This is a genomic window from Skermanella rosea (genome assembly GCF_016806835.2).
In the GTDB taxonomy this organism is placed as follows: Bacteria; Pseudomonadota; Alphaproteobacteria; order Azospirillales; family Azospirillaceae; genus Skermanella; species Skermanella rosea.
The window spans coordinates 4,837,394-4,863,116 of sequence record NZ_CP086111.1 but is presented as its reverse complement, the minus strand read 5'-3'; the positions used below and the strand labels follow the sequence as shown (position 1 = coordinate 4,863,116).

Genomic DNA, 25,723 nt, shown 5'->3' with positions numbered 1-25,723 from the left:
GGCGATGATCCGGTGGTTCTCCAGCCTGCTTGCCGCCGCTCTCCTGATCGTCTCCGCTCCGGCCGCGGGCCAGCCAGCCGACGTGGGCAACGGCCTGGGCGGCGTGCCGGAAATCCGGGCGCAGATCTCGCCGCGGCGGAGCACCATGCTTTCGTCCGAACTGGCGGCCAAGATCGACGATCTGGGCCTGCGCGAGGGCGAGCGGTTCAAGGAAGGGCAGAAGCTGGTCGGGTTCGACTGCGCGGTCCACCGCGCCCGGCTCAACAAGGCGATCGCCCAGCAGCAGGCCGCCCGCAAGCTGTACGAGGTCAATTCCCGGCTCGACAAGCTGGGATCGGTCAGCACGCTGGAGCTGGAGGCGGCCGCGGCCCAGTTCAGCGCGGCCGAGGCGGAGACCGCCATGATGCGGACCATGGTCGAGCGGTGCGTCGTCCTCGCCCCGTTCCCCGGGCGGATCGCCGAGCTGAAGGTGCGGCGATACGAGTTCGTCACGGAGGGGAAGGAACTGATGGAGATCCTCGACGACCGGGAGCTGGAGGTCGAGATGATCGTTCCGTCGCGCTGGCTCTCCTGGCTGGTGCCGGGGACCGGGTTCAAGGTCCTGATCGAGGAGACCGGCCACGCCTACGCGGCGGAGGTGACCCGGCTGTCCGCCCGGATCGATCCGGTCAGCCAGTCCATCAAGGTGTTCGGCAAGGTGATCGGCAAGGTCGCGGAGAAGGGTGGCGGCCGGCAGCAGGACCTGCTGGCGGGCATGAGCGGCCGGGCCGTGTTCGCCGTGCCCAATTGAGCTACACTCGCCTCCGGTCCCGACAACAGGAGGAGAGTGAATGGCACGGGAACTGGACGTCCGGGGGCTCCATTGCCCGCTCCCGATCCTGCGCACCCGCCGTCAGCTCGACCACATGGCGGCGGGGGAGGAGCTGATCGTGCTGGTCACCGACCCGGCGTCGGTCATCGATTTCCGCCACTTCTGCAATACGACGGCGCACGAGCTGGTCGAGCATTCCGCGCAAGGCGGCGTCTTCACCTATCGGATCCGGCGCGGCGAGGGCTGAGCGCCGCCCCGGCCGCCGGGGTTTCGCCCAGCGCCAGGAACAGGCCGCCGGGCAGGCTGACCAGCAGCAGCATCGCTCCGAACAGGATCGACATCAGCAGGGCGCCCTCCACCGGGACGCCGGCCAGCCCGAACACGGCGACGACGGCGCCTTCGCGCAGGCCCCATCCCGCGATCGACAGCGGCATGCCCGCCACCAGGACGATCGGCGGCATCAGCACCAGGCAATCGACCAGACCCACCGGCACGTCCAAACCCCGGGCGATCAGCCACATGGTCGCCCCGGCCAGCAGATGGACCAGCGCCGAGACGCCGACGATCGGCACGGCGGTCAGGGGGCGGGCGAGCAGCCCGCGGACCGTCCGGCCGAACTCCGCGACGCCGTGCAGCCTTCCCGACAGCCAGCGGCCCGGCAGCCGGTCGGCCGCCAGCGCCAGGGCCAGCAGGGCCATTCCGGTGCCGAGGCCGGCCAGCAGGCCCCAGCGCATCGCCGGGTCGGGCATGCGGGCCAGCAGCGCCGGCCCGGTGGCCAGGACCACCGCGACCAGCCCGAGCAGCGCCGTCGTCCGGTCGACCAGGACTCCGCGCACGGCGGTTCCGACTCCGTGCCCCAGCGCGTGGAGCCGCCAGACCCGCCAGACATCCCCGGCGATCGAGGTCGGCAGCGCCTGGCCCAGGAAGAAGGCGGCCAGGTTGATCCGCAGCGCCCGCGCGGTGCCGATGGCGGCATCCAGCCCGGCCATGATGAAGGCCCAGCGCCAGGAGATCAGGACGACCTGGACCGCCGTCAGGGCGAAGGCCGCCGCCAGCCAGACAGGATCGACGCCGGCCAGGCGCCCGGCGAGCGCCGTCAGGTCGGCCTGCCGCAGCAGCAGCCAGAGCAGCAGGCCCGACAGGGCGAAGCGCAGGGCGGCCAGCCCGATCCGGCGGAGGCGGTCGTTCAAGATGTCAGTTCTTCAGGGCCACGGTGGCGCGCACCGGCAGGTGGTCCGACGCCCGCCGGGTCACCGGCGTTCGGACCACGTCGTAATTGGACAGCACCAGCCCGTCCGACACGAAGATCCGGTCGAGCCGGAGCGTCGGCATCCTGACATGGAAGCTGCGCGGCGCGGCGCAATCGGCGAAGCAGTGCATCAGCCGCTTGATCCGGGGCGATCGGGGCCGCCACTCGTTCAGGTCGCCCATGAACACGGTCGGCCGGTCCGCTCCGCGTTCCACCGTGTTCAGCACGCGGGTGATCTGGGCGTTGCGCTCCCAAGGGTCCAGGCCGAGATGGGCGACGATCACCCGGACCACCTTGTCGCCGACCTGGATGTCGGCGTCGATGGCGCCCCGCGGCTCCCGGTGGGGCAGGGACAGGTCCATCGGCCGGATCTCCAGGACGGGAAGCCGGCTCAGCAGGGCGTTGCCGTAATGGGCGCGCTCGTTGTGCTTGGTCGGGCCGGAATAGGCCTTCAGCCCGGTCTCCCGTCCCAGGAACTCGAACTGGTCCAGCCCGATCTCGCCCCGATGGTGCCAGCCGACCTCCTGGAGCCCGACCACGTCGGCCTCCAGCCCCTTGACCACCCCGGCGATCCGGTCGGGCGCGAACTTGGCATCCACACCGACGCAGCTGTGCACGTTGTAGGTCGCGACTCGGAACGAGCGCAGGCCTGGCGGTGCAGCACCCGGCCTCTCGTCGCGTTCGTCGACGCTCTCGATGTCGGTGTCGGTGTTTTCGAGCAGATCAGTCACGCTTCGCTTGCCCCCGTCGTTGCTGTCGTTGCCGTTTCGCCCTTGCGCGCCGGGCCCGGCTTCATCCGCCCGCCCAGCAGCTTGTTGGCGATCCACCCCAGGCTGGCCGCCACCAGCGCGATGCCGGCGGCGATCCCGATGCTGGCCGGCGTGGGTTCCCGCAGGGTCCGTTCGAGCTGGCTGCCGAGCAGGCTGAACGCCAGCACTCCCGGCGCCATGCCCAGCGCCGTCCCGATGACATAGTCAGTGAACCGCAGATGGGACGCTCCCGCCACCACATTGACCACGCTGAAGGGAGCGACCGGTATGACACGGATCACGGCGACCGCCAGGATACCCTGGTCCGCCAGCCTGCGGCTGATCTTGTTGACGAACCGGCCGCCGAAACGCCGCACCCAGCGCCGGCCGCCGAGACGGCCGACCCAGAACAGGACGGCGGCGCTGGCGAGGCAACCGGAGATCGCGGTGGCGAACCCCCAGACCGGCCCCAGCACGATGGCCGTCGCGGCGATCAGCACCATGACCGGGAACATCACGAAACCGCCGACCACATAGGCGGCGACTCCGATCAGCGGCCCGAACGGCATGTCGGCCACGCCCTGGGCCCAGTCCAGCACGCCGTCCACGGTCGCCAGCTCGCTCAGGCCGGTGAAGCGCCACAGGGCGGCGAGCCCCGCCAGCAGCAGGGCCAGCGTCGCGACGGCCAGTCCGAACTTCAGGCGCGGTGTCGGCTTTTCAAGGTCGGGCATGATCTGGCGGGTCAGTTCCTCTGCGGTTACCGGCTTCTCCGGGTCGAACAGGTGGATCTCGGCGATGAAGCTGTCGACACCGGCAACATCGTCAACCCTGACGGGTTCCAGCCGGTGGCCCTTCGGGTCGTGGAAATGCCGGATCGTCTCCAGCAGGGAGCCGGTCTCGGCGACCTTCGCCGCGACGGCGTCGCGGGGCGCTCCCAGGTGCTCGGCCAGCAGCCGGTCGCGGTAGCGCCGGATCGCCTTGCGCCGGGCCTCGCAGCCCGCCTTGCCGGGAACCGCCTCGATCGCCAGGTCGCATTCGGTATCGAAACCCATGGACCGGTTGTTCAGGTTGGACGAGCCGATCCGCATCAGCGTGTCGTCCACCACCATGGTCTTGGAATGGATCGTGACCGGCACCCCGGCCGGGGTGACCGCGCCGAAGATGGCGAACTTGCCGTAGGTGTCGGCCTTGCGCAGCCGGTTGACCAGATGGCGCCGCGCCCGGCCCATCAGTTCCTCCTCCAGCCAGCCGGGGCAGTTCAGCGGCGTGACCACGACGATCTCCGGCCCGTCGGGATCGCCCAGCCGGGACAGCAGCGCCTGCCCGACGCATTCCGCGGTGAAATACTGGCTCTCGATGTAGATCAGCCGCCTGGCGGCCGCGATGGAGGCGACGTAGAGCGCCTCGACCTCGCGCGCCTCGGCTTGGTCGCCGTGGCGGGGCAGGGTGCGGGCGATGCCGACCTCGACGTCGCGCAGGTCGGCGCGGAGCCGGTCCGGCCAGGGGTCCGACGGGACGGTGGCCGGCGGCATGGGCGGCTCGCCGGTGCCGCGGTGCCAGCGGTAACGGGCCAGTTCGCCCAGCGCCGCCGCGGCTTTGCCGTCCACCGCCATCATCATGTCGTGGAAAGGGTCGTACAGCTCGCCGTTGGGCCGCCGGCGCCTGATGTCGTGGTCCAGGTGCTCGCTGGTATCCCAGCGGTTGGCCGTGATGTCGATGCCGCCGCAGAAGGCCACCGCGTCGTCGATCACCACCAGCTTCTGGTGGTGACAGGCGCCCGCGGGATGCTCGCCGTCCAGCCGGAACGAGACCCGCGTATGGGTCATCAGGTCCAGCAGGGCGGTCGGGAAGATCTCGCGCTCGAGCGCGAAGATCATCGAGAAGTCCCATTTCAGCACATGGATCCGGAGCTTGGGCCGGGTCTCCACCAGCCGTTCCAGGAATTCGCCGAACCGGTTGGGCACCTTGTGGTCGGGCGGGTCGCTTTCCAGCCCGACACGCGTGTCGAAGTCCCAGCCGAGCAGGATGATCGACTGCTTCGCCTTCAGCATCGCCGCCTTGACCGCGCTGTAATAGTCGGCGGCGTCGATGATGAAGGCGACCCGGTCGGCATGCTCCAGGCGCCAGCAGGTGGCGCCCGGCCGAAGCACCGGCGGCGACGTGTCGAGCGGGTCTGGAACAGGACAGTTTCGGCGGGGCTCGGGCTGCGGCATGGATATCGGACTTCGGCTTGGCATCCGGGACTGGACGTATCGCTGTATTAACGTTTGACAAGCGGGGATAACCTCAAACCGGCGGTAATCGCCGTACCGGCGGGTTGATGCACAATAAAGTTGCGAATTCCTTCCCCAGTGAAGGGTTCGCGGGAAAATGCGTTGCGGTCGCGGAAGGGCGTGCTTTACGTTTACGTAAACAGGGAGCTTCAAGACATGCGGAATCTACGCAAATTCCTGGCCCGCGCCGGGCTGGCCTTGGCACTCGCCGCGACGACATCCGCTTCATTGCATGCCGAGGTCGTCCTGAAACGCGGCAACGGCGCGGAGCCTGAATCCCTCGACCCGGCCATTTCGACCGGCGTTCCGGAATCCTTCATCCAGATGGACATCTTCGAGGGCCTGGTTCATCCCGGCCCCGACGGTACCCTGCGCCCGGGCGTGGCGGAGAGCTGGGAGATCAGCGACGACGGGCTGACCTATACCTTCAAGCTGCGGCCCGACGCGGTCTGGTCCGACGGGACGCCGCTGACGGCGGGGGACTTCGTCTATTCCTGGTCGCGCATGGTCGATCCGGCGACGGCCTCCAACTACGCCTTCATCCTGTGGCCGATCACCAACGCGGAGCGGATCACCAAGGGCGAGGTGCCGAAGGAGCAGATCGGCGCGCAGGCCGTGGACGACCGCACGCTGAAGGTGACCCTGCGCTCTCCGACCCCCTATTTCCTCCAGATGCTGATGCACCACTCGGCCTATCCGGTGCCGAAGCAGGCCATCGAGAAGTTCGGCCGGGAATGGACGCGGCCGGGCAACATCGTGTCCAACGGCGCCTACATGATCCAGGAATGGGTGCCCCAGGGGCATATCAAGGCGGTCAAGAACCCAAGGTTCCGCGATGCCGCCGAGGTCCGGATCGACACCGTCTTCTATTACCCGATCGAGGAGTACGGCACCGAGTTGAAGCAGTTCCGCGCCGGCGAGCTGCACACGACCTACGACGTCCCGCAGGAGCAGATCCCCATGCTCGAAAAGGACATGGCCGGCCAGTTCCGCAACTCGCCCTATTTCGGCACCTACTATTACGGCATCAACGTCACCCGCGAGCCGTTCAAGAGCAACGTCAAGCTCCGCCACGCGCTGGCCATGGCGCTGGACCGCGACATCCTGGTCAAGCAGATCACCAAGGGCGGCGAGATCCCGGCCTATGGCTGGGTGCCCCCCGGCGTGCCGGGATACGAGCAGCAGCAGGTGGACTGGGCCGGAACCGACCAGAAGGCCCGCGTCGCCGAGGCGAAGAAGATCCTGGCCGAGGCCGGTTTCGACAAGGGCAACCCGCTGAAGGTCGAACTGCTCTACAATACCAACGACAACCACAAGAAGATCGCCATCGCGGTCGCCGGCATGTGGAAGCAGTTCCTGGGCGTCGAGACCACGCTTCGGAACGAGGAGTGGAAGGTCTATCTGGAGAGCCGCAACAAGAAGCAGTTCGAGGTGATGCGCGCCGCCTGGATCGGCGACTATGTCGATCCCTACAGCTTCCTGGAACTGCTGCGCGGCGACATCGGAGAGCAGAACCCGGCCGGCTACGCCAATCCCGAATACGATGCGACGGCGAACAAGGCGACCGCCGAGACCGACCCGGCCGCGCGATTCGGCCTGCTGGCGGAGGCCGAGCGGATGGTGCTGGCCGACATGCCGATCATCCCGATCTATTTCTACAGCCAGCAGCACATGGTGTCGGACAAGGTGAAGGGCTGGCAGGACAACCTGATGGACTGGCACCCGACCCGCTACCTGCGCCTCGAATAGCCCGGAAGCTCCTGTCTGAAAGAACCTGCCGTGCTGAGCTATGCCGTCCGCCGCCTGCTGGGCGCGATCCCGACGCTGCTGGTCATCCTGACGATCACCTTCTTCCTGGTCCGGCTGGCGCCGGGTGGGCCGTTCGACGGCGAGCGCACGCTTCCGGCGGAGATCGAGCGGAACCTGGCGGCGGTCTACCACTTGGACGAGCCGCTGCCGATGCAGTACCTGCGCTACCTGGGGCAGGTGGCGCAGGGCGATTTCGGGCCGTCCTTCAAGTACAAGGACTTCTCCGTCACCCAGCTGATCTGGAGCGGCTTCCCGGTGTCGCTCCAGCTCGGGGGCACGGCCATGCTGCTGGCGGTGGTGATCGGGACGGCGTTGGGCGCCTTCGCGGCGCTCCGCCAGAACAGCGGGCTGGACCATGCGGTGATGGGGACGGCCATGGTCGGCATCGCCGTGCCCAACTTCGTGATAGCGCCGCTGCTGACCCTGGTGCTGGGCGTCCATCTGGGGCTGCTGCCGACGGGCGGCTGGGGAACCTGGCAACAGATGCTGCTGCCGGTCGTGGCGCTGGCCCTGCCGCAGATCGCCTACATCGCCCGCATGACCCGGGCCAGCATGATCGAGCTGCTGCGCTCCAACTTCATCCGCACCGCGCGGGCCAAGGGCCTGCCGGAGCGGGTGACGATCCTGCGCCATGCGCTGAAAGGGGCGCTGCTGCCGGTGGTCTCCTACCTGGGGCCGGCGACGGCGGCGGTGATCACCGGGTCGGTGGTGATCGAGCAGATCTTCGGCATCCCCGGCATCGGCCGCTACTTCGTCCAGGGCGCCCTGAACCGCGACTATACGCTGGTGATGGGCGTGGTGATCTTCTACGGCGTGCTGATCATCCTGTTCAACCTGATCGTCGATCTCGCCTACGGGCTGCTGGACCCGAGGGTCCGGTATGATTGAGGTTTCCTGACATGGTCCTGCACGACCCCGCCGTGACGGCGGCGCCGATCCGGGGGCGCAGCCTGTGGGGCGACGCGCGGCGTCGGCTGATGCGCAACAAGGCCGCCGTGTCGGCCGGCGTCGTCCTGGCTCTGGTGGTGCTGGCCTGCTTCGCCGGGCCGCTGCTGATCCCGTTCGATCTGGACGAGATCTCCTGGGACGCCATCATGGCGCCGCCGGACATCGCAGCCGGGCATTACTTCGGCACCGACGCCAACGGCCGCGACCTGGCGGTCCGCACCCTGCACGGAGGCCGTATCTCCCTGATGGTCGGTTTGGTCGCCACGGCGGTCAGCCTGACCATCGGCGTCCTGTACGGGGCGACGGCGGGCTATCTGGGCGGCCGGACGGACGCGGTGATGATGCGGCTGGTGGACGTGCTCTACTCGCTGCCCTTCATGTTCTTCGTGATCCTGCTGATGGTGTTCTTCGGCCGGAACATCGTGCTGATCTTCGTGGCGATCGGGGCGGTGGAGTGGCTGGACATGGCGCGGATCGTGCGCGGCCAGACGCTCAGCATCAAGCGCAAGGAGTTCATCGAGGCGGCGCGGGCCGGCGGCGTCCGCCCGCTCTCGATCATCCGGCGGCACATCATCCCCAACACCCTGGGACCCGTGGTCGTCTACATGACGCTGACCGTGCCCAAGGTGATCCTGCTGGAAAGCTTCCTCAGCTTCCTGGGCCTGGGCGTCCAGGAACCCATGACCAGTTGGGGCGTGCTGATCAGCGAGGGCGCCGCCAACATGGAAAGCGCGTGGTGGATGCTGGTCTTCCCCGCGGTCTTCCTGGCGGTGACCCTCTTCTCGCTCAACTTCATCGGTGACGGAATCCGTGACGCTCTCGATCCAAAAGACCGCTGAGGACGCCCTGCTCTCGGTGCGCGGCCTGACCACCCGCTTCGCCACCCCGGAGGGGGAGGTGCGGGCGGTCGACGACGTGGGCTTCGACGTGATGCCGGGGGAGACCATCGGCGTGGTCGGCGAGTCCGGCTCCGGCAAGAGCCAGCTCTTCATGACCGTGATGGGCCTGCTGGCCGGCAACGGCCGGGCCTCGGGCAGCGTCCGGTTCCGCGGCCGGGAGATCCTTGGGCTGCCGGCCCCGGCGCTGAACCGTATCCGGGGCGAGAAGATCTCCATGATCTTTCAGGACCCGATGACTTCGCTGAATCCCTACCTCAAGGTCAGCACCCAGATGACCGAGGTGCTGCGGCTCCACAAGGGCATGGACAAGGCGGCGGCCCGCGCCCGCGCGGTCGAGATGCTGGACCTCGTCCGCATCCCGGAGGCGCGGCGCCGGCTGGACATGTATCCGCACGAGTTCTCCGGCGGGATGCGCCAGCGGGTGATGATCGCGATGGCGCTGCTGTGCCGGCCCGACCTGCTGATCGCGGACGAGCCGACCACCGCCCTGGACGTCACGGTGCAGGCGGCGATCCTGGACCTGATGGCCGACCTGAAGCGGGAGTTCAACACTTCCATCGTCCTGATCACCCACGACCTGGGCGTGATCGCCGGGCTGGCCGACCGGGTGATGGTGATGTATGGCGGCCGGGTGATCGAGACCGGCACCGTCCGCGACATCTTCTACGCGCCCGGCCACCCCTATACCGAGGCGCTGCTTAGGAGCATGCCGCGCATCGACGCCGACACCCTGTCGGAGCTGCCGACGATCCCGGGCCAGCCGCCCAACCTCCAGCACCTGCCGCCGGGCTGCAACTTCCAGACCCGCTGCCCCTACCGTTTCGAGCGCTGCGTCGCCGAGGATCCGGCCTTGCTGACGGTCGATCCCGCGCGGGGACTGGCCCGCGCCAAGGCCTGCCATCTCGACCGCCTTGCCGTGGATCACCCTACCGTGGATCACCCTGCCGTGGGATACCGATGACCGCCGCACCCGCTCCCCTCCTGTCGGTCCGCGACCTGCGGGTCTCCTTCCCGATCCCGCGCGGCATGTTCCGGGGCACCGATACTCTCCGCGCGGTGGACGGTGTCAGCTTCGACCTGTATCCCGGCGAGACGCTGGGCATCGTGGGCGAATCCGGCTGCGGCAAGTCCACTCTGGGCCGCGCCGTCCTGAAGCTGATCGAGCCGGCCGGCGGCACGGTCGCGTGGCTGGGCGAGGACATTTCCGCCCTGCCGGAGTCCCGCATGCGCCCGCATCGCCGGGACATGCAGGTGATCTTCCAGGACCCGCTGGCCTCGCTGGACCCGCGCATGACCGTCGGCGACATCATCGGCGAACCGCTCGACACCTTCCATCCGGACCTGAAACGACCGGCCCGCCGCGCCCGGATCGAGGACATGATGGCCCGCGTCGGCCTGCTGCCGGAGATGATCAACCGCTATCCGCACGAGTTCAGCGGCGGGCAGGCCCAGCGGATCGGCATCGCCCGGGCGATGATCCTGAACCCCAAGCTGATCGTCTGCGACGAGCCGGTCTCCGCCCTGGACGTGTCGATCCAGGCGCAGATCGTGAACCTGCTGATGCGGCTTCAGCGCGAGTTCCACCTGTCGCTGATCTTCATCAGCCACGATCTGAGCGTGGTGCGCCACATCAGTCACCGCATCATGGTGCTTTATCTGGGCAAGCAGGCGGAACTGGCCGACCGCGACACCCTCTACCGCGACCCGCGCCACCCCTACACCAAGGCGCTGATCTCGGCGGTGCCGATCCCCGACCCCGACCGCGAGCGGTCCAAGCAACGCATCGTCCTGACCGGCGATCTGCCTTCACCCTTGAACCCGCCCAGCGGCTGCTACTTCCGCACCCGCTGCCCGCGCGCCGAGGCGGTCTGCGCGGAGCTGGCGCCCGGCTTCGATCCGGTGGCGCCGGGACACTTCGCGGCGTGCCATTTCAGGGGGGAATGATCGCTCCCAGTTTTCGTGCATACGAGAGAATTGCTTGACTACCTCTTTCGTTATATCCAGGCTGCATGGGAACCGATCGTTCAGCCGCCTGGTGACGGGAATGCGCGCGAGACTCCATGAGCACCGCCCCAAACGCGACGTTGGACGCGTGTCCGCGCCCCCCGTCCCAAATACGAAGCGTTGACTTTTATGGCAACGCCGGAGCATCTTTGGGCGAAGGGTACCCTCGTCAAGTTCGAAGCGAACCTTGCACCGCATGAACTGCCGCACCGGTCGGTCTATTTCGCGGCGCAATTCGATGAATGGATCGAGGCCGTCCTGTATAACGAATGGAGCGATGCCCGCAGTAGGGACATCAGCCCCTATGAGCAGGTCGAGGCGATATTCGTCGATTTCGTCAAGGGATGGCCCATGGTCTATGGGGTCCATAAGAAGCTTCTCCGACCGGAAACGCAGGGCATCTGGTCATTGAGAACACCGGACGTGCGGATCTTCGGATGGTTTCCGGCTCTTGGAACCTTCCTTGCAGTGAGGAGTGCCATGAAGCGTAACCTAAGGCAGCCCCCGGCCTATAGAGAGCATATCGACCACGTCGCGGACTTTCGTGACGCATTGCCACTGGACGAACCCAAGAGCATCGCGGGGACAAGGCCCGATGAGAACACGTAGCTTCCGTATCGACGAACGCCGCCGCTCCTATCTGCGTCTGGTGAGCGAGATCAAGCATGTCCTCGCTCAAGCCCTGGCTGAAGAGCAGGAACGGCGTGGACTGACCATGGCGGAGATGGCACGCATCCTGGAGGTGGACCGGTCGCATATCTCACGGAAGCTCAGCGGGGAGACCAACATGACTTTGGAAACCCTCGCTGATCTGGCTTACGCCCTTGATCGGCCGGTGCAGATATCACTGCTGCCGCGCCCGGTTCGGCATAACGTCAATCACGGACCGGATACAAGCCCCGGCGATCCGGCACAATTCCCTCGCGACTGATTGAAAGTAGAGACAGTTCGCCTGCCCTGTTCTTGTCAGCGGGCCCAGCCGTTACTTCGCCGCCAATTCCCAATAGGCTCCCAGGGAAAACGGTCAGTCCTGGGAGCAGGACAGGGCCCCGGCATGTGGCTGAGCGATGGCAGGAGCTTCGTTTTGACATTAGATCTGGACGTGGCACACTCTCGACAGTTGGCAACATGGAGAGCAGTGTTGTGCATCAGTATGTCGCCATGGCCGCGAACGGGCGGCTGGTAATACCGGCGAATGTCCGGTCCGAGTTGGGCTTGCAGGAGGGGGGCAAGTTCATCGTGCATGTCGAGGACGGCCAGATCCGTCTTGAGCCGATCCAGGCTGCCGTGGCGCGTGCCCAGGCGATGGTACGCCGGTATGTTCCGGAAGGACTCAGCTTGGTCGATGAACTGAGCGAGGAGCGTCGGGCGGCGGCCGAGCGTGAGTGAACCGGTACTTGATGCGTCGGCGGTCCTTGCCCTGTTGAACAGTGAACCGGGCCACGAGGTGGTATCCGCTGTCCTGCCCGCTGCGCTGCTCAGCGCGATCAATCTCGCCGAGGTCGTCTCGAAACTCTGCGAACGGGGTGCTCCGCCCGACATTGCCGCGGAAGCGGTTCGCTGCCTCGGGGTGGAAATCATTCCCTATACGGACGGTCATGCAGTGCGCACCGGAGAGCTTCGGTCCCTGACCAAGCCGTTCGGCCTGTCGCTGGGAGATCGGGCTTGTCTCTCCCTAGGTTGGGAGCGGCGGGCCGTGGTCATCACCGCCGACAGAGCCTGGAACGATCGAGTGGAAGCCGCAACCGGCGTGAAAATCCTGCGGATACGCAACGGGTCTTCATCCTGACATCCGGTGGGCTACTATCCGCTGGGTGACGGCTTCGGTCAGGCCCGTTAGGATGCCGCGTTCCGACCCTGCCGTTTCCGAGACTTCGAGAGAACACTCCCCATGGCCCAGCTCAGTGACGATTGCTTCGCCTTCGGCGGCCCCCTGATGTCCCTGGACGCCGCGCGCGGGATGCTGGCGTCCCGGCTGGTGGCCGTCACGGAGGTCGAGCGGGTGGCCCTGGACGACGCCCTGGACCGGGTGCTGGCGGAGGACGTGGTGGCGGGGGTCAGCGTGCCGCCCCATGACAATTCCGCCGTGGACGGCTACGCGGTGCGGTTCGAGGATCTGTCCGCCGAGCGGGACACCGTGCTCCCCATCGTCGCCCGCATGGCGGCCGGCGACCGGCCGGTGGAGCGGGATCCGGCGGGGACGGCGGTCCGGATCTTCACCGGGGCGCCGATGCCGGCCGGTTACGATACCGTGATGATGCAGGAGGACTGCGGCGAGCGGGAAGCGCCCGACGGGACGAGGAGCGTCGTGATCCGGCCTGGCATCAAGCGCGGCGCCAACCGGCGCAGCGCCGGGGAGGATGTCCGGGAGGGTTCGGTCATCCTCCGCGCCGGCCGGCGGCTGCGGCCCCAGGATGTCGGGCTGATGGCGGCGGTCGGGCTGACCGGCGCCGCGGTGCGCAGGCCGCTGCGGGTCGCCGTCGTCTCGACCGGCAACGAGCTGGAGGAGCCCGGCAGGCCGCTCGGCCCCGGCGCGATCTATGACGCCAACCGCTTCACCCTGTCGGCGCTGGTCCGCCGGATGGGCGGGCTTGTGACCGACTTCGGCATCCTCCGCGACAATCCGGCCGAGCTTCGGGCGGCGCTGGCGAGGGCCGCCGAAGGGCACGACCTGATCGTCACCACCGGCGGGGTTTCGACCGGCGAGGAGGACCACGTCAAGGGGGCCGTCGAGTCGCTGGGCGGGCTGCATTTCTGGCGGCTCGCCATCAAGCCCGGCCGTCCGGTGGCGCTCGGCCAGATCCGGGGCAAACCGTTCGTCGGGCTGCCCGGCAATCCCGTGGCCGCCATGGTCACCTTCTTCTGCCTGGCGCGCCCCCTGATCCAGCACCTGGCCGGAGAGACCGTTTCGGAGCCGACATTGTTCCGGGTCCGGGCCGACTTCGACTACCGGAAGAAGGAGGGTCGCCGCGAGTTCGTCCGGGTCTGCCTGGCGCCCGGAGCCGACGGGGAACTGGTCGCGACCAAGTTCGCCCGCGACGGCGCCGGCGTCCTGTCTTCCATGGTGGAGTCCGACGGCCTCGTGGTCCTGTCCGAGGACATGACCCGGCTTGAGCGGGGCGGCATGGTATCGTACATGCCGTTCAGCGAAGTGCGCTGACACAGGCGGATCCCATGCAGCACGACACGTACACGGACCGGTACCTCTCGGACATCCTGGCCTCGGTCAAGGTGATCGCCCTGGTGGGCGCCAGCACCAACTGGAACCGGCCCAGCTACTTCGTGATGAAGTACCTGCAATCCAAAGGCTACCGCGTGATCCCGGTCAATCCCGGCGTCGCGGGGCAGGAGCTGCTGGGAGAGATGGTGTACGCCCGGCTGGAGGACATCCCCGAGCCGGTGGACATGGTCGACGTCTTCCGCAATTCCGAGGCGGCGGGACATGTGACCGACAGCGCCATCGCGATCGGCGCCAAGGTCGTCTGGATGCAGATCCAGGTGCGGAACGACCAGGCCGCCGAGCGCGCGGAGCAGGCCGGGCTGAAGGTCGTCATGAACCGCTGCCCGAAGATCGAGTATATGCGGCTCCACGGCGAACTGGGCTGGAACGGCATCAATTCGAACGTCATCACCAACCGCAAGCGGCCGGTCAAGGCCGTCAAGAAACTGATGTAGGACAGGGGAGGGAAGCGCCATGGCCGGGGACGGGACTGGGCAGAGGACATTCGGGTTCGAGACGCGGGCGGTGCATGCCGGGGCGGCTCCGGACCCGGCGACCGGCGCGCGGGCGACGCCGATCTACCAGACCACCAGCTACGTGTTCGACGACGTCGAGGACGCGGCGTCGCTGTTCAATCTCCAGAAGATGGGCTTCATCTATTCGCGGCTGACCAACCCGACCGTTTCGGTGCTGGAAGAACGCATCGCCAGCCTGGAGGGCGGCCGGGGCGCCACCGCCACGGCCTCGGGCCACGCGGCGCAGATGCTGACCTTCTTCGCCCTGATGGCGCCTGGGGAGGAGTTCCTGTCGTCGCGGCGGCTCTATGGCGGGTCGCTCAACCAATTCGCCAACAGCTTTCCCCGCGCCTTCGGCTGGAAGGCGGTGTTCGTGGGCGGGGAGGACGCCGACGGCTACCGCCGGGCGCTGACGCCGAAGACCAAGGCGATCTTCATCGAGAGCCTGGCCAATCCGGGCGGCGTGGTCTCCGACATCGCGGCGATCGCGGAGGTCGCGCGGGAGGCCAACGTCCCGCTGATCGTGGACAACACCATGGCGACGCCGTACCTGTGCCGCCCGATCGAGCACGGTGCCGACCTGGTCGTCCATTCCACCACCAAGTTCCTGTCGGGCCACGGCAATTCGGTCGGCGGCGTGGTCGTGGACAGCGGCCGGTTCGACTGGACCGCGGCGGGCAAGTACCCGGCGCTGACCGAGCCGGAGCCCGGCTACCACGGCCTCCGCTTCCACGAGACCTTCGGCGATCTCGCCTTCACGATCCACGGCCACGCCATCGGCCTGCGCGACCTGGGCCCGAACCAGCAGCCGATGAACGCCTTCCTGACCATCACCGGGATCGAGACCTTGGCGCTGCGCATGGAGCGGCACTGCGCCAACGCTCTGAAGGTCGCCGAATTCCTCCAGGGACACCCCGCCGTGGCCTGGGTCAACTATGCGGGACTGCCGTCCAGCCCGTACCATGAGCTGGCCCGCAGGTACCTGCCCAAGGGGGCGGGGGCGGTCTTCACCTTCGGCCTGAAGGGCGGCTTCGACGCCGGCGTGGCGGTGGTGGAGGGCGTCGAGCTGTTCAGCCACCTCGCCAACATCGGCGACACGCGGTCGCTGATCATCCATCCCGCCTCGACCACCCATCGCCAGCTCTCCGACGAGGGGCTGAAGGCGGCGGGGGCGACGCCCGACGTCATCCGCCTGTCGGTCGGCATCGAGAGCGCCGAGGACCTGATCGCCGACCTGGACCAGGCGCTGGCGAAGGCTACTCCGCGCTGACGGCGGAGGCCGCGAGCGGCACCGTCGCGGGGGCGGCCGGCACGGCGGGAGCCGCCGGTGCCTCCCGGGGGAGCAGGGTGGCCGCCAGCACGGCGGTGGCCGCGAAGCCGGCGAGCATGACGAAGAGCCACCAGAAGTCGGTGCTCCAGCCATAGGCCAGGGCCACGAGCTGGACACCCAGGGGCGCCACGCCGAAGGACAGGACGAACTTGGCGCCGAACGCCAGCCCGCGGTGCCGGGCCGGCGTGTAGCGGGCCAGCAGCATGGTTTCCGCCGGGATCTGGAGGCTCTGCGTGAACACCACCAGGGCCGCCACCATCAGCAGGGGAACCCCGGCGAAGCTGGAAGCGATCAGCAGCAGCGGGATCTGGATCGCCAGGCACCCGACATAGACCCGCTTCAGCGGATAGCGGTCGGACAGCATGCCGCCGACGAACTGCGACCCGCTGGCGAACAGGTAGACCAGGGTGACCAGCCCGCCGACGCCCAGGGTCCCCTCGCCGACCAGGCCGGTCATGCGCTCGCCGAACCATTTGGGCATCGCGGTCATGGTGGACTGGAAGATCAGGCCGGCGCAGACCATGGTGACCGACAGCACCAGGAAGGCGCGGACGGCGTCGGCCCGGTTGGTCCCCGGCTGCGGCCTGGCGTCCCGTTCCCTGTCCGTGACCAGACCGGTCGCGATGCAGGCCAGCAGCACGAAGCCCGCGGCCATGCACACCACCCCCGGAACGATGAAGGCGGCACGCCAGTTGATCAGTTCGGTCAGGCCGCCGGCGACGATCGCCGCCCCGGCGATGCCGACGCTGCCGAAGATCCCCATGACGCCGAGCGCGCGGCCCCGGTTGGTCGCGTTCTTGATCACCCAGGACATGCCGACGGGATGGAAGATCGAGCCGCCCAGCCCCAGGACAGCCAGGCCGACCCCCAGCGCCGTGGTGCCGCCGGCGAGCCCGGCCGCGATCGACCCGGCGCCGGTCAGCAGGAAGAAGACGACCATCATCTTGGCGTCGCTCCAGCGGTCGCCCAGCCAGCCGGCGATCGGGGCGCCCAGCCCGATCATCAGGGAGCCGACCGTCCACAGGCGGATCAGCTCGTCGTAGGTCATGGCCCAGTCCCGCTCCAGCCCGAGCACGACCGTGAGGTACAACGCGGTCAGCACATGCATGAAGGCATGGCCGATACAGGCGAACCCCAGCGAGAGGCGGGCGGAGAGGGGAGACATGAGGGACCTCGGAAGAAGAAAGGGCGCCGTCGACGGATGCCGGATGAAACCGTCGCATGTTGCGGCGGAAACGGGCAAGTTGCACCCCGCGCATGGCTCCTATGCGCGCCTTCATCCGGTTTCGGCGGCGATCCAGTCCAGATAGGGGGCGTGGCCCCGCGCGAGGGGCAAGGCCACGATGCAGGGGCAGTCATAGCTGTGGAGCTCTTTTACCCTCGCCTCCAGCCGGTCGAACAGGTCGGCCCTCGTCTTGGCGATGACGACTACCTCTCCGGCCTGCTCGACCTTGCCCTGCCACCGATAGACCGAGGTCATGCCGGGCAGCAGGTTGGCGCAGGCGGCCAGCCGCTCCTCCACCAGGATGCGTCCGATCCGGTGCGCCTCGTCGGGGGTCGGCACCGTCATGTAAACGAAGATCATGTCCATCGATCGCCCGTCGCGTGTGCATGATGTTGGCTGAACAGGCAGGCTAACGTAAGATGCGCCACCCGTCATCCCACCAGCCGGACCGATCCATGACCGCCGTTCCAGAACCAGGGCCAGAACCCGGCCCAGAGACCGGCGCCCGGCCGGAGCCCCGGCAACTCCAGTGGCTGCGCCGGGGGCTCGCGCAGCCCGGCGGGAAGCTTCCGCTGTTCGATGAGGAGGGGCAGCGCGTGGACCGTGCGCTCGTCCGGTCCTGCCTGAACGCCGGCTGGGCCGAACGCTGGTTCCACAATCCGCTGAAGCCGGACTGGGTCGTCTGCCGCCTGACCGAGGCGGGACGGCTGCTGCTGGAAGTGCAGGCGGGCGGCGGGACGGACGGCGGAACAGCTGGACGTTAGATTTTTGCCAGTGGCGATACGTCGCAGGCTTGACATAATACCTTCTTTGATCGCATACATATGCAACGGATCTGACCGGCCCGAGTTTAGGGGGGAACGCCCGAAAAAGGGTGACGCGGCCAACGAGCCGCAAGAAAATTTCGGTAGACGCGAACGGCCCCCGATCGGGGGCCGTTCGTGTTTGCGCGTGCCTTATCCTTCGGCCGGAGCCGGGTTCCCTCGTCGATGACGGGCGCCGCTCCGGAACGGAAAGAGCCGGCAACGTTCGTCACGTTGCCGGCTCTCGACCGATTTCAGTTTCCTGAAGATATCGGGCAGGCGGGATTCGAACCCACGACCCCCAGTCCCCCAGACTGATGCGCTACCAGGCTGCGCTACTGCCCGTCAAACTCAGGCGATCCGTACCGGCCTTGTCGGCGGCGGCTCGTCCGGTGTGGCGCGGACTATAGCCGCGCCCCCGGGGTCACGCAATCGCTCCGATGAATTTATTTGCCTATTTCCTGCCGCCCCGCAGCATGTCGCGGAGTGCTATCAGTTCGGTCAGCACCGCCTCGATGTCCTCGCGCTGGGTGCGGGTCATCCCGCCGGGCTCCTCGTACCCGTGGCCATGATCGTCCTCGTCGTCGTCATGGTCGAAAGGTTCGTGGTCCGTCTCCGCGGCCGTGGCGGCACGGGGCCCCTCCCCGGGCCGGGGCTGCTGGTCGGTGCCGGCCTGGGGCATGCCACCGCGCGATTCCCGCAGCAGGCGCTGCACGCCCTTGATCGTGTAGCCCTCCTTGTAGAGCAGGCTCTGGATCCGCCGGAGCAGCTCGACGTCCTCGGGCCGGTAATAGCGCCGGCCGCCGCCGCGCTTCAGGGGGCGGATCTGGGGGAACTTGGTCTCCCAGAAGCGCAGCACATGCTGCGGCACGTCGAGTTCGGCCGAGACCTCGCTGATCGTGCGGAAGGCTGTGGCCGATTTCGCCATGCTGCGGGGCCGCGGGTCCGGGTTGGGTGCGGTCATCGTCACGAGGCTACTTCAATATGCGGCGGATCGAGTTCGGCGAGCGTCTGGTTGATCCGGGACTTGAGCACGTGGCTCGCCCGGAAGACCAGCACGCGCCGCGGCATGATCGGCACCTCCTCGCCGGTCTTGGGGTTGCGACCGATGCGCTGCCCCTTCTGCCGGACCGAGAAACTGCCGAACGAAGAGATTTTCACCATCTCCCCACGCGCAAGGGCGTCGGAGATCTCATTCAGGACGGTCTCCACCAGATCGGCGGATTCATTGCGCGACAAGCCGACTTCCTGGTACACGGCCTCGCTCAGTTGAGCGCGGGTGACGGTCTCCTGAGTCATGACGTCTTCCCTCTCGCCAGTGGCCCGATAGCCGCCGGACCTGCCGCCGGAACCGTAATCCCACGGAAGAAATGCGTCAATTACAAAGAGTTGGCGCGCGTCGTTGAAGGGCGGGGCGGCATCACAGCTTTCCCGGACCGGCGTCCCCGTCACATGCGGACCAGGGCGGAACCCCAGGTGAAGCCGCCGCCCATGGCCTCCATCAGCACCAAGTCGCCCTGCTTGATGCGGCCGTCATGGACCGCTTCCGCCAGGGCCAGCGGGATCGAGGCGGCCGAGGTGTTGCCGTGATGGTCAACGGTCATCACCACCTTGTCTACCGACAGCTTGAGCTTGCGCGCCGTGCCTTCGATGATCCGCTTGTTGGCTTGGTGCGGCACCAGCCAGTCTATGTCGTCGGCGGTCAGCTTGTTGGCTTCCAGCGCCTCGTTCACGACCTCGCTCAGCCGTGTCACGGCGTGGCGGAAGACCTCCTGGCCGACCATCCGGACATGGCCGGTGCTCTGGGTCGCCGACGGCCCGCCGTCGACCCACAGCAGCTCGTACTGCCGCCCGTCGGAGTGCAGGTGGGTGGACAGGATGCCCCGGTCGCTCGTGGCGCCTTCGCCCTCGGCGGCCTGCAGCACCACGGCCCCGGCGCCGTCGCCGAACAGGACGCAGGTGGTCCGGTCCTCCCAGTCCAGGATGCGGGAGAAGGTCTCCGCGCCGATCACCAGCGCCGTCTTCGCCTGGCCCAGCCGGATGAAGTTGTCCGCGACCGACAGGGCGAACACGAAGCCGGAGCAGACGGCCTGGAGATCGAAGGCGAACCCCCGGGTGATCCCCAGTTCTGCCTGGACCTTCGTGGCGGTCGCCGGAAAGGTGTGGTCCGGCGTGGTGGTCGCCAGGACGATCAGGTCGACGTCGGCGGCCGCGATGCCGGCATGCTCCAGCGCCCGGCGCGCCGCGGCCAGCGCAAGGTCGGACGTCTTCTCGTCCGATGCGGCGAGGTGGCGCGACCGGATGCCGGTCCGCTGGGTGATCCAATCATCGGAAGTGTCGACCCGCTGGGCGAGGTCATGATTGGTCACAACGTTCTGCGGCAGGTACGAGCCGCAGCCTACGATCCTTGAACGTCGAACCATCTATATGGCCGCTGCCTTTGAGTCCGGGAGGGATGAATTCGGAACCGTGGGGTTCTGGGGCGTGCCGTCCGGGCCGGCGGCGGCGGTCAGGTCGCCGATCCGGGCCATCTCGGTCTTGATCGTCTCGTTGAAGCCCCGGGTCACCAGGTCGACGCCCACGCAGATCGCGTTGGCGAAGCCGGTCGGGTCCGTGCCCCCGTGGCTCTTCACGCACACGCCCTGCAAGCCCAGGAACATCGCGCCGTTGTAGCGTCGCGGGTCCATGCGTTTCTTGAGCTTGGTGAAGGCGTTGCGGGCCAGCAGATAGCCCAGGCGCGCCACGATCGAGGATTCGAACGTCCGGCGCAGCAGTTCGGAATAGAGCTTGGCGGTCCCCTCGGCCGTCTTCAGCGCGACATTGCCGGTGAAGCCGTCGGTGACGATCACGTCCACGGTGCCGGACGGGATGTCGTTGCCTTCGATGAAGCCGTGGAACTTGCCGGGCAGGGGCGTCACGCGCAGTTGGGCGGCGGCGGCCTTGATCGATTCGTGCCCCTTGACCTCCTCGGCCCCGATGTTGAGCAGCCCGACGGTCGGTTCCATCAGGCCCAGCACGGTGCGGGCGAAGACCGAGCCCATGACCGCGAACTCGACCAGGTTCCTGCTGTCGCACTCGATGTTGGCGCCCAGGTCCAGCATCACGCTCTCGCCCCGCAGCGTCGGGAAGAACGAGGCTATCGCCGGCCGGTCGATGCCCGGCAGCGTCTTCAGCACGAACTTGGCCATGGCCATCAGCGCGCCGGTGTTGCCGGCAGACACGACGCACGCGGCCTTGCCCTGCGCCACCGCGTCGATGGCGAGCCGCATGCTCGAATTCCGGCCAGCGCGCAGCGCCACGGCCGGCTTTGCGTCGTTGCTGACGGCATCCGGCGTGTGATGGATCGTGGAAATGCGCTCCAGGTCGGGAAGGTTCGCGAGCAGCGGCCTTATCCGCTGTTCGTCGCCGAAGAACAGATAATCGATCTCCGGGCAACGCAGCCGAGCCATATCGGCACCCGCGACAACCACCTCCGGCGCATGATCTCCGCCCATGGCATCCAGGGCGATCGTCAAACGCGCGCTCACCGCATCCGATCTCCGTACACCGTCCGGTTCCGCTCCGTCCGCCGGACCGGTCAAGCGGTCGCGGCTTCGGCCACCACGTCACGGCCGTCGTACTGGCCGCAGGAGCCGCAGACATGGTGCGGGCGCTTCAGCTCGCCGCAGTTCGGGCACTCGGCATAGGAGGCGGCGGTCAGGGCATGGTGGGAGCGGCGCATGTCGCGCCGGGACTTGGAGGTCTTTTTCTTCGGAACAGCCATGGTCGGAACTCTCTATTATAAAAGGCGGCCCGAAGGAGCCGCCTTATGCGAACCGCTTCATTACAGAAAACGCCCCCGGGGGGCAAGCGCGAACCGCGAATTTAGTGGGGCCGCTTCAGCTTGGCAAGGGTCAGGAACGGATTCGGCCGCTCGTCCGGAACCTCCTCCCCACCCTCCGCCGGGGCGTCCTCTATATGGTCCTCGAATGCGATGCCGGGGCAGCGCGGATAGGGGTCGAGCGCCAGCGAGAGGTGCTGGGCGGTCAGCTCGCCGATGTCGATCCGGTTGCCGACCAGCGGCTCGGGCGGTTCTTCCGCGTCCGGATCGATCTCCACCTCCATCGGGATCTCGGGGATCAGGTGGCGGGGGGCGAACATCGTCTCGAACTCGTCCGCGACGTGGTTCTCAACCGGTTCCAGCGTGACGACGCAGGTCTGGACGACGTCGGCCTCCAGCGTGCCGCGGACCCGGATCATCTGGCCGCCGCGCACCCGCTTCAGCCGGACGGTGGCGGTCAGGGACTTCAGGTCCCGCAGGTCCAGACGGCCGGCGAGCCGGCGGCATTCCTGCGGGTTCGCCTTGATGGTCTGGATCGTCTCCTCACCGCTCACCTTGTCGGCGAGCACGGTCCGGGAGAATTCCGGTCCGATCGACGGGGTGGCGGTCGGCTGGTCGGTCATGGGGGGCCTCCTTTGACGTCCTCCGGTGCCGGGCGGTCGTCACCGGCGAAAATGTCACCCTATAACAGGCGGCGGCCCGAATTGCACACGGCCGGCGGCCAGGCTTTCCACCGGCTGGCCGGCGAGGGCGGCGGACTCCCGCCTCATGTAGGCGGCCATGGCGGCCAGGTGGGCCTCGGGCACTTCCAGGACGGTGCCGTACAGGTTGCGGTCGAGAGCCGCGTGAAGCTCGGCGTCGCCGGGTTCCTCCAAGCCCTTCTCGTAGGAGACGATGCGTCCGTACAGGCCCTTGGCCATGTTCTTGATATGCTTCGGCACGCTCAGGTCGCCGATGCCGATCTCCCGCAGGCTGCGGTCCATGTCGGCGATCAGGGTGTCGAACAGTTCCTGGGACACCGCGGCGGCGGCCTGCCCCTGGCCCTTGAGCCGGCGCATCACCAGGAAGGCGTGCAGCGCGATCATCTCGAACCGCCCGTCGATCGTGTCGGGCACGCCGAAACCGGCATAGAATTCCGGCCGCCGCGCCTGGGCGACGATGGCGTCGTAGAGGCCCAGGGCCTCGGCCTCGGGGCGCTTGCGCTGGAACAGGCGGTTCAGCAAGGGGGATCTCCCTGATCCGAAAAGTTGACATGGCGGCGCGGGGGGTGCAATTGTCCCACCCGAAATGGGTGCCGCCCCAGTCCCCGTCAATCCGCCTCGGATGGCGGGGAGGGCGTTCAATGGACATTACCGGGCAATCATGGTCAGACCAACACTTCGTCACGTCTCCGCCGCCTGCCTGCTCGGCCTGACGGTGGCCGCCTGCTCCCCAACGATCGATACGCGGGGCAATCTCGCGGAGAAGGCCCGGCTCGACCAGATCCAGCCCGGCGTCAGCACGCGCGACGACGTCGCGGTCACGCTGGGGACGCCGTCCACGGTCGGCACCTTCGACGAGAACACCTGGTACTATATCGGCGCGCGCACGGAGAAGACCGCGTTCTTCCAGCCGGAGGTTGTGGAACGCAAGGTCGTGGTCGTCAGGTTCGACGAGAACGGCACGGTCGCCGACATCAAGGAACTGGACCAGTCCGCCGGCCAGCAGGTCGAGCTGGTCGAGCGCACGACGCCGACCGCGGGCCGCGACATGAACTTCATCGAACAGATGCTGGGCAATATCGGTCGCTTCTCCGGCGGCCAGGGCGGCGTCCGCCAGCCGGGCCTGCCCCGGCGCTGAGCCGCGTGAGGCGGGTCCCGGGACGGCGCCGCCGCCCCGGAACCTCCACCCTCAGCCCGCCAGCTTGGCGAGGATCGCCAGCAGCAGGATCGCGACGATGTTGGTGATCTTGATCATCGGGTTGACCGCCGGGCCGGCGGTGTCCTTGTAGGGATCGCCGACGGTGTCGCCGGTCACGGCCGCCTTGTGGGCGTCCGATCCCTTGCCGCCGTAGTTCCCCTCCTCGATGTATTTCTTGGCGTTGTCCCAGGCGCCGCCGCCCGACGTCATCGAGATCGCGACGAAGATGCCGGTCACGATGGTGCCCAGAAGCATGGCGCCCACCGCGGTGAAGGCCTCGGCCTGGCCGGCGATCAGGCTGATCACCAGGTACAGCACGATCGGCGCCGCCACCGGCAGCAGCGAGGGCAGGATCATCTCGCGGATCGCGGCGCGGGTGAGCATGTCCACGGCGCGGCCATAGTCGGGCTTGGCCGTGCCTTCCATGATGCCCTTGATCTCGCGGAACTGCCGCCGCACCTCGACCACGACCGAGCCGGCCGCCCGGCCGACCGCGGTCATGCCCATGGCGCCGAACAGGTAGGGCAGCAGGCCGCCGATCAGGAGCCCGACGACCACGTAAGGGTCCTGAAGGTTGAAGGTGACCACCACGTCGGGGAAGTAATGCTTCAGGTCCTCGATGTAGGCGGCGAACAGGACCAGGGCCGCGAGGCCGGCCGAGCCGATCGCGTAGCCCTTGGTGACCGCCTTGGTGGTATTGCCGACCGCGTCCAGCGCGTCGGTGATGACGCGGGTCTCCTTCGGCAGGTCGGCCATCTCCGCGATGCCGCCGGCATTGTCGGTGACCGGGCCGTAGGCGTCCAGGGCAACGACCATGCCGGCCAGCGCCAGCATGGTGGTGGCCGCGACGGCGATGCCGAACAGCCCCGCCATGGCGTGGGCGATGAGGATGCCGGCGCAGATCACCAGGGCCGGCAGGGCGGTCGCCTCCATCGACACGGCGAGGCCCTGGATCACGTTGGTGCCGTGCCCGGTCTCCGACGACTTGGCGATGCTGCGCACCGGGCGGAACACGGTCGAGGTGTAGTATTCGGTGATCCAGACCAGCAGGCCGGTGACGCCCAGGCCGACCAGGGCGCAGACGAACAGGCGGATGCCGGTGACCGCCTCCCCGCCGATCCGCTCAAGCGGCGTGCGGAAGCCCAGCAGGATCGCGGTCGCCAGGAAGATCAGCACGGCCGAGATCGCCGCCGTGACCGCCAGTCCCTTATACAGCGCGCCCATGATGTTGTTGGTGGATCCCAGCTTCACGAAGAAGGTCCCGGCGATCGAGCCGATGATGCAGACCGCGCCGATCACCAGCGGATAGATCATCAGCCGGGCCTGGGTCTCGCCCACGAAAAAAATCGCCGCCAGGAGCATTGTGGCGACGATGGTGACTGCGTAGGTCTCGAAGAGGTCGGCGGCCATGCCGGCGCAGTCGCCGACATTGTCGCCCACATTGTCCGCGATGACCGCGGGATTGCGAGGATCGTCCTCCGGGATGCCCGCCTCGACCTTGCCCACCAGGTCGGCGCCGACGTCGGCCCCCTTGGTGAAGATGCCGCCGCCCAGACGGGCGAAGATCGAGATCAGAGACGCGCCGAAGCTGAGCGCGACCAGCGCCTCCAGGATCGCGCGGATCTCCAGCCCGGCGGCGAGCAGCGCGCCGTAATAGACCGCCACGCCCAGCAGCCCCAGCCCGACCACCAGCATGCCGGTGATGGCGCCGGACTTGAAGGCGATGTCGAGCGCCGGGGTCATGCCGTGGCGCGCCGCCTCCGCCGTGCGGACGTTGGCGCGGACGGACACGTTCATGCCGACATATCCCGCCACGCCGGACAGGATGGCGCCGATGAAGAAGCCGCCGGCCACGTGGAACCCGAGGATGAAGCCCAGGATCACGCCGATCACGACGCCGACGATGGCGATGGTGGTGTATTGCCGGTTCAGATAGGCCTGGGCGCCTTCCTGGATGGCGCCGGATATCTCCTGCATCCGGGCGGACCCGGCGCTCGCGGCGAGGACCTCCCGGCCGGCATAGATGCCGTAGCCGAGGGCCGCGAGGCCGCATAGAATGACGAAGACGAACGCAACTGACATCGATCCCCCCAGATTTCCGTCGAAGAGCTTTTATCGCGCGCAATCATCCCGTTGATTCAAGGCTGTAGCGGGCAACTTCTTATCGGC

29 protein-coding genes and 1 tRNA gene are annotated in these 25,723 nt (G+C 67.7%); 16 read left to right on the top strand and 14 right to left on the bottom strand.

Annotated elements, in window-relative coordinates:
- Nucleotides 1–4 precede the first annotated feature (4 nt).
- Complete coding sequence (locus tag JL101_RS22805) at nucleotides 5–790, top strand: efflux RND transporter periplasmic adaptor subunit (protein WP_203102777.1); 786 nt, start codon at nucleotides 5–7, stop codon at nucleotides 788–790.
- Between the two features lie 40 nt (nucleotides 791–830).
- Nucleotides 831–1,058: a sulfurtransferase TusA family protein gene (locus JL101_RS22800; protein WP_203102775.1), complete on the top strand. Its 228-nt coding sequence runs from the start codon at nucleotides 831–833 to the stop codon at nucleotides 1,056–1,058.
- Here JL101_RS22800 and JL101_RS22795 read toward each other — a convergent pair.
- From JL101_RS22795 to JL101_RS22785, 3 genes are read right to left on the bottom strand one after another with little or no spacing between them, the layout of a single operon-like run.
- On the bottom strand, nucleotides 1,027–2,001 hold the full coding sequence (locus JL101_RS22795; protein ID WP_203102773.1) for a lysylphosphatidylglycerol synthase transmembrane domain-containing protein: 975 nt from the start codon (nucleotides 1,999–2,001) through the stop codon (nucleotides 1,027–1,029). The two genes, JL101_RS22800 and JL101_RS22795, sit on opposite strands and share 32 nt — an antisense overlap.
- Nucleotides 2,002–2,005: 4 nt before the next feature.
- On the bottom strand, nucleotides 2,006–2,791 hold the full coding sequence (locus tag JL101_RS22790) for an endonuclease/exonuclease/phosphatase family protein (protein ID WP_158047085.1): 786 nt from the start codon (nucleotides 2,789–2,791) through the stop codon (nucleotides 2,006–2,008).
- A complete protein-coding gene (locus tag JL101_RS22785; RefSeq protein WP_203102771.1) occupies nucleotides 2,788–5,022 on the bottom strand; it encodes a VTT domain-containing protein in 2,235 nt (744 codons plus the stop codon). The genes JL101_RS22790 and JL101_RS22785 overlap by 4 nt, the downstream gene beginning before the upstream one ends.
- 216 nt (nucleotides 5,023–5,238) lie before the next feature.
- Here JL101_RS22785 and JL101_RS22780 point away from each other — a divergent pair, with 216 nt between their 5' ends.
- The 12 genes from JL101_RS22780 (at nucleotide 5,239) to JL101_RS22725 (ending at nucleotide 15,747) form a co-directional block, all read left to right on the top strand.
- Nucleotides 5,239–6,831 carry a peptide ABC transporter substrate-binding protein gene (locus tag JL101_RS22780; RefSeq protein ID WP_203102769.1) on the top strand — a complete coding sequence of 531 codons (1,593 nt, stop codon included), beginning with the start codon at nucleotides 5,239–5,241 and terminating at the stop codon, nucleotides 6,829–6,831.
- 30 nt (nucleotides 6,832–6,861) lie between these two features.
- Nucleotides 6,862–7,779: an oligopeptide ABC transporter permease OppB gene (gene oppB / locus JL101_RS22775; RefSeq protein WP_202684075.1), complete on the top strand. Its 918-nt coding sequence runs from the start codon at nucleotides 6,862–6,864 to the stop codon at nucleotides 7,777–7,779.
- Between the two features lie 11 nt (nucleotides 7,780–7,790).
- The gene (locus JL101_RS22770) at nucleotides 7,791–8,678 is read left to right on the top strand and encodes an ABC transporter permease subunit (protein ID WP_203102767.1); all 888 of its coding nucleotides are present in this window, start codon (nucleotides 7,791–7,793) and stop codon (nucleotides 8,676–8,678) included.
- The gene (locus JL101_RS22765; RefSeq protein WP_228435086.1) at nucleotides 8,650–9,699 is read left to right on the top strand and encodes an ABC transporter ATP-binding protein; all 1,050 of its coding nucleotides are present in this window, start codon (nucleotides 8,650–8,652) and stop codon (nucleotides 9,697–9,699) included. Before JL101_RS22770 ends, JL101_RS22765 begins: the two co-directional genes overlap by 29 nt.
- On the top strand, nucleotides 9,696–10,682 hold the full coding sequence (locus JL101_RS22760) for an ABC transporter ATP-binding protein (protein WP_203102764.1): 987 nt from the start codon (nucleotides 9,696–9,698) through the stop codon (nucleotides 10,680–10,682). The genes JL101_RS22765 and JL101_RS22760 overlap by 4 nt, the downstream gene beginning before the upstream one ends.
- A gap of 189 nt (nucleotides 10,683–10,871) precedes the next feature.
- A complete protein-coding gene (locus tag JL101_RS22755) occupies nucleotides 10,872–11,351 on the top strand; it encodes a hypothetical protein (RefSeq protein WP_203102763.1) in 480 nt (159 codons plus the stop codon).
- Nucleotides 11,338–11,673 (top strand): helix-turn-helix transcriptional regulator, encoded by a 336-nt coding sequence (locus JL101_RS22750; protein ID WP_203102762.1) that lies wholly within the window; start codon nucleotides 11,338–11,340, stop codon nucleotides 11,671–11,673. Before JL101_RS22755 ends, JL101_RS22750 begins: the two co-directional genes overlap by 14 nt.
- A gap of 212 nt (nucleotides 11,674–11,885) precedes the next feature.
- A complete protein-coding gene (locus JL101_RS22745; RefSeq protein ID WP_211111290.1) occupies nucleotides 11,886–12,131 on the top strand; it encodes an AbrB/MazE/SpoVT family DNA-binding domain-containing protein in 246 nt (81 codons plus the stop codon).
- Nucleotides 12,124–12,531, top strand: coding sequence for a type II toxin-antitoxin system VapC family toxin (locus JL101_RS22740; protein ID WP_203102761.1), 408 nt, complete (start codon nucleotides 12,124–12,126; stop codon nucleotides 12,529–12,531). Before JL101_RS22745 ends, JL101_RS22740 begins: the two co-directional genes overlap by 8 nt.
- A 102-nt stretch (nucleotides 12,532–12,633) precedes the next feature.
- A complete protein-coding gene (locus tag JL101_RS22735; protein ID WP_203102760.1) occupies nucleotides 12,634–13,902 on the top strand; it encodes a molybdopterin molybdotransferase MoeA in 1,269 nt (422 codons plus the stop codon).
- A 14-nt stretch (nucleotides 13,903–13,916) separates the two neighbouring features.
- Nucleotides 13,917–14,417 (top strand): CoA-binding protein, encoded by a 501-nt coding sequence (locus JL101_RS22730; RefSeq protein WP_203102758.1) that lies wholly within the window; start codon nucleotides 13,917–13,919, stop codon nucleotides 14,415–14,417.
- 19 nt (nucleotides 14,418–14,436) lie between these two features.
- Nucleotides 14,437–15,747 carry an O-acetylhomoserine aminocarboxypropyltransferase gene (locus JL101_RS22725; protein ID WP_203102756.1) on the top strand — a complete coding sequence of 437 codons (1,311 nt, stop codon included), beginning with the start codon at nucleotides 14,437–14,439 and terminating at the stop codon, nucleotides 15,745–15,747.
- Here JL101_RS22725 and JL101_RS22720 read toward each other — a convergent pair.
- Nucleotides 15,734–16,972: an MFS transporter gene (locus JL101_RS22720; protein ID WP_203102754.1), complete on the bottom strand. Its 1,239-nt coding sequence runs from the start codon at nucleotides 16,970–16,972 to the stop codon at nucleotides 15,734–15,736. The genes JL101_RS22725 and JL101_RS22720 overlap by 14 nt on opposite strands.
- 111 nt (nucleotides 16,973–17,083) lie before the next feature.
- On the bottom strand, nucleotides 17,084–17,392 hold the full coding sequence (gene cutA / locus JL101_RS22715) for a divalent-cation tolerance protein CutA (RefSeq protein WP_323374680.1): 309 nt from the start codon (nucleotides 17,390–17,392) through the stop codon (nucleotides 17,084–17,086).
- A 95-nt stretch (nucleotides 17,393–17,487) separates the two neighbouring features.
- Between cutA and JL101_RS22710 the strand changes: the two genes are divergently transcribed.
- Entirely contained in the window at nucleotides 17,488–17,796 is a 309-nt protein-coding gene (locus tag JL101_RS22710) for a hypothetical protein (protein ID WP_228435084.1), read from the top strand.
- Between the two features lie 310 nt (nucleotides 17,797–18,106).
- Here JL101_RS22710 and JL101_RS22705 read toward each other — a convergent pair.
- From JL101_RS22705 to JL101_RS22670, 8 genes are all read right to left on the bottom strand, one after another.
- Nucleotides 18,107–18,180: transfer RNA gene (locus tag JL101_RS22705), tRNA-Pro, on the bottom strand.
- Between the two features lie 109 nt (nucleotides 18,181–18,289).
- Entirely contained in the window at nucleotides 18,290–18,799 is a 510-nt protein-coding gene (locus tag JL101_RS22700; protein WP_203102793.1) for a MerR family transcriptional regulator, read from the bottom strand.
- 2 nt (nucleotides 18,800–18,801) lie between these two features.
- On the bottom strand, nucleotides 18,802–19,134 hold the full coding sequence (locus JL101_RS22695; protein WP_158047070.1) for an integration host factor subunit alpha: 333 nt from the start codon (nucleotides 19,132–19,134) through the stop codon (nucleotides 18,802–18,804).
- Nucleotides 19,135–19,283: 149 nt separating this feature from the next.
- Nucleotides 19,284–20,258 carry a beta-ketoacyl-ACP synthase III gene (locus tag JL101_RS22690; protein ID WP_203102750.1) on the bottom strand — a complete coding sequence of 325 codons (975 nt, stop codon included), beginning with the start codon at nucleotides 20,256–20,258 and terminating at the stop codon, nucleotides 19,284–19,286.
- A complete protein-coding gene (gene plsX / locus JL101_RS22685) occupies nucleotides 20,259–21,362 on the bottom strand; it encodes a phosphate acyltransferase PlsX (protein ID WP_203102748.1) in 1,104 nt (367 codons plus the stop codon).
- A 50-nt stretch (nucleotides 21,363–21,412) separates the two neighbouring features.
- Nucleotides 21,413–21,598 (bottom strand): 50S ribosomal protein L32, encoded by a 186-nt coding sequence (gene rpmF, locus JL101_RS22680; RefSeq protein WP_202685450.1) that lies wholly within the window; start codon nucleotides 21,596–21,598, stop codon nucleotides 21,413–21,415.
- Between the two features lie 101 nt (nucleotides 21,599–21,699).
- On the bottom strand, nucleotides 21,700–22,278 hold the full coding sequence (locus tag JL101_RS22675; protein ID WP_203102746.1) for a YceD family protein: 579 nt from the start codon (nucleotides 22,276–22,278) through the stop codon (nucleotides 21,700–21,702).
- 54 nt (nucleotides 22,279–22,332) lie between these two features.
- Nucleotides 22,333–22,878, bottom strand: coding sequence for a ubiquinol-cytochrome C chaperone family protein (locus tag JL101_RS22670; RefSeq protein ID WP_203102744.1), 546 nt, complete (start codon nucleotides 22,876–22,878; stop codon nucleotides 22,333–22,335).
- 139 nt (nucleotides 22,879–23,017) lie between these two features.
- On the opposite strand from JL101_RS22670, the gene JL101_RS22665 reads away from it, so the two are divergent.
- Entirely contained in the window at nucleotides 23,018–23,494 is a 477-nt protein-coding gene (locus tag JL101_RS22665) for an outer membrane protein assembly factor BamE (RefSeq protein ID WP_203102742.1), read from the top strand.
- Nucleotides 23,495–23,545: 51 nt separating this feature from the next.
- Here the strand turns inward: JL101_RS22665 and JL101_RS22660 are convergent, their stop codons facing one another.
- Nucleotides 23,546–25,636 carry a sodium-translocating pyrophosphatase gene (locus JL101_RS22660; RefSeq protein WP_203102740.1) on the bottom strand — a complete coding sequence of 697 codons (2,091 nt, stop codon included), beginning with the start codon at nucleotides 25,634–25,636 and terminating at the stop codon, nucleotides 23,546–23,548.
- Nucleotides 25,637–25,723: the final 87 nt, after the last annotated feature.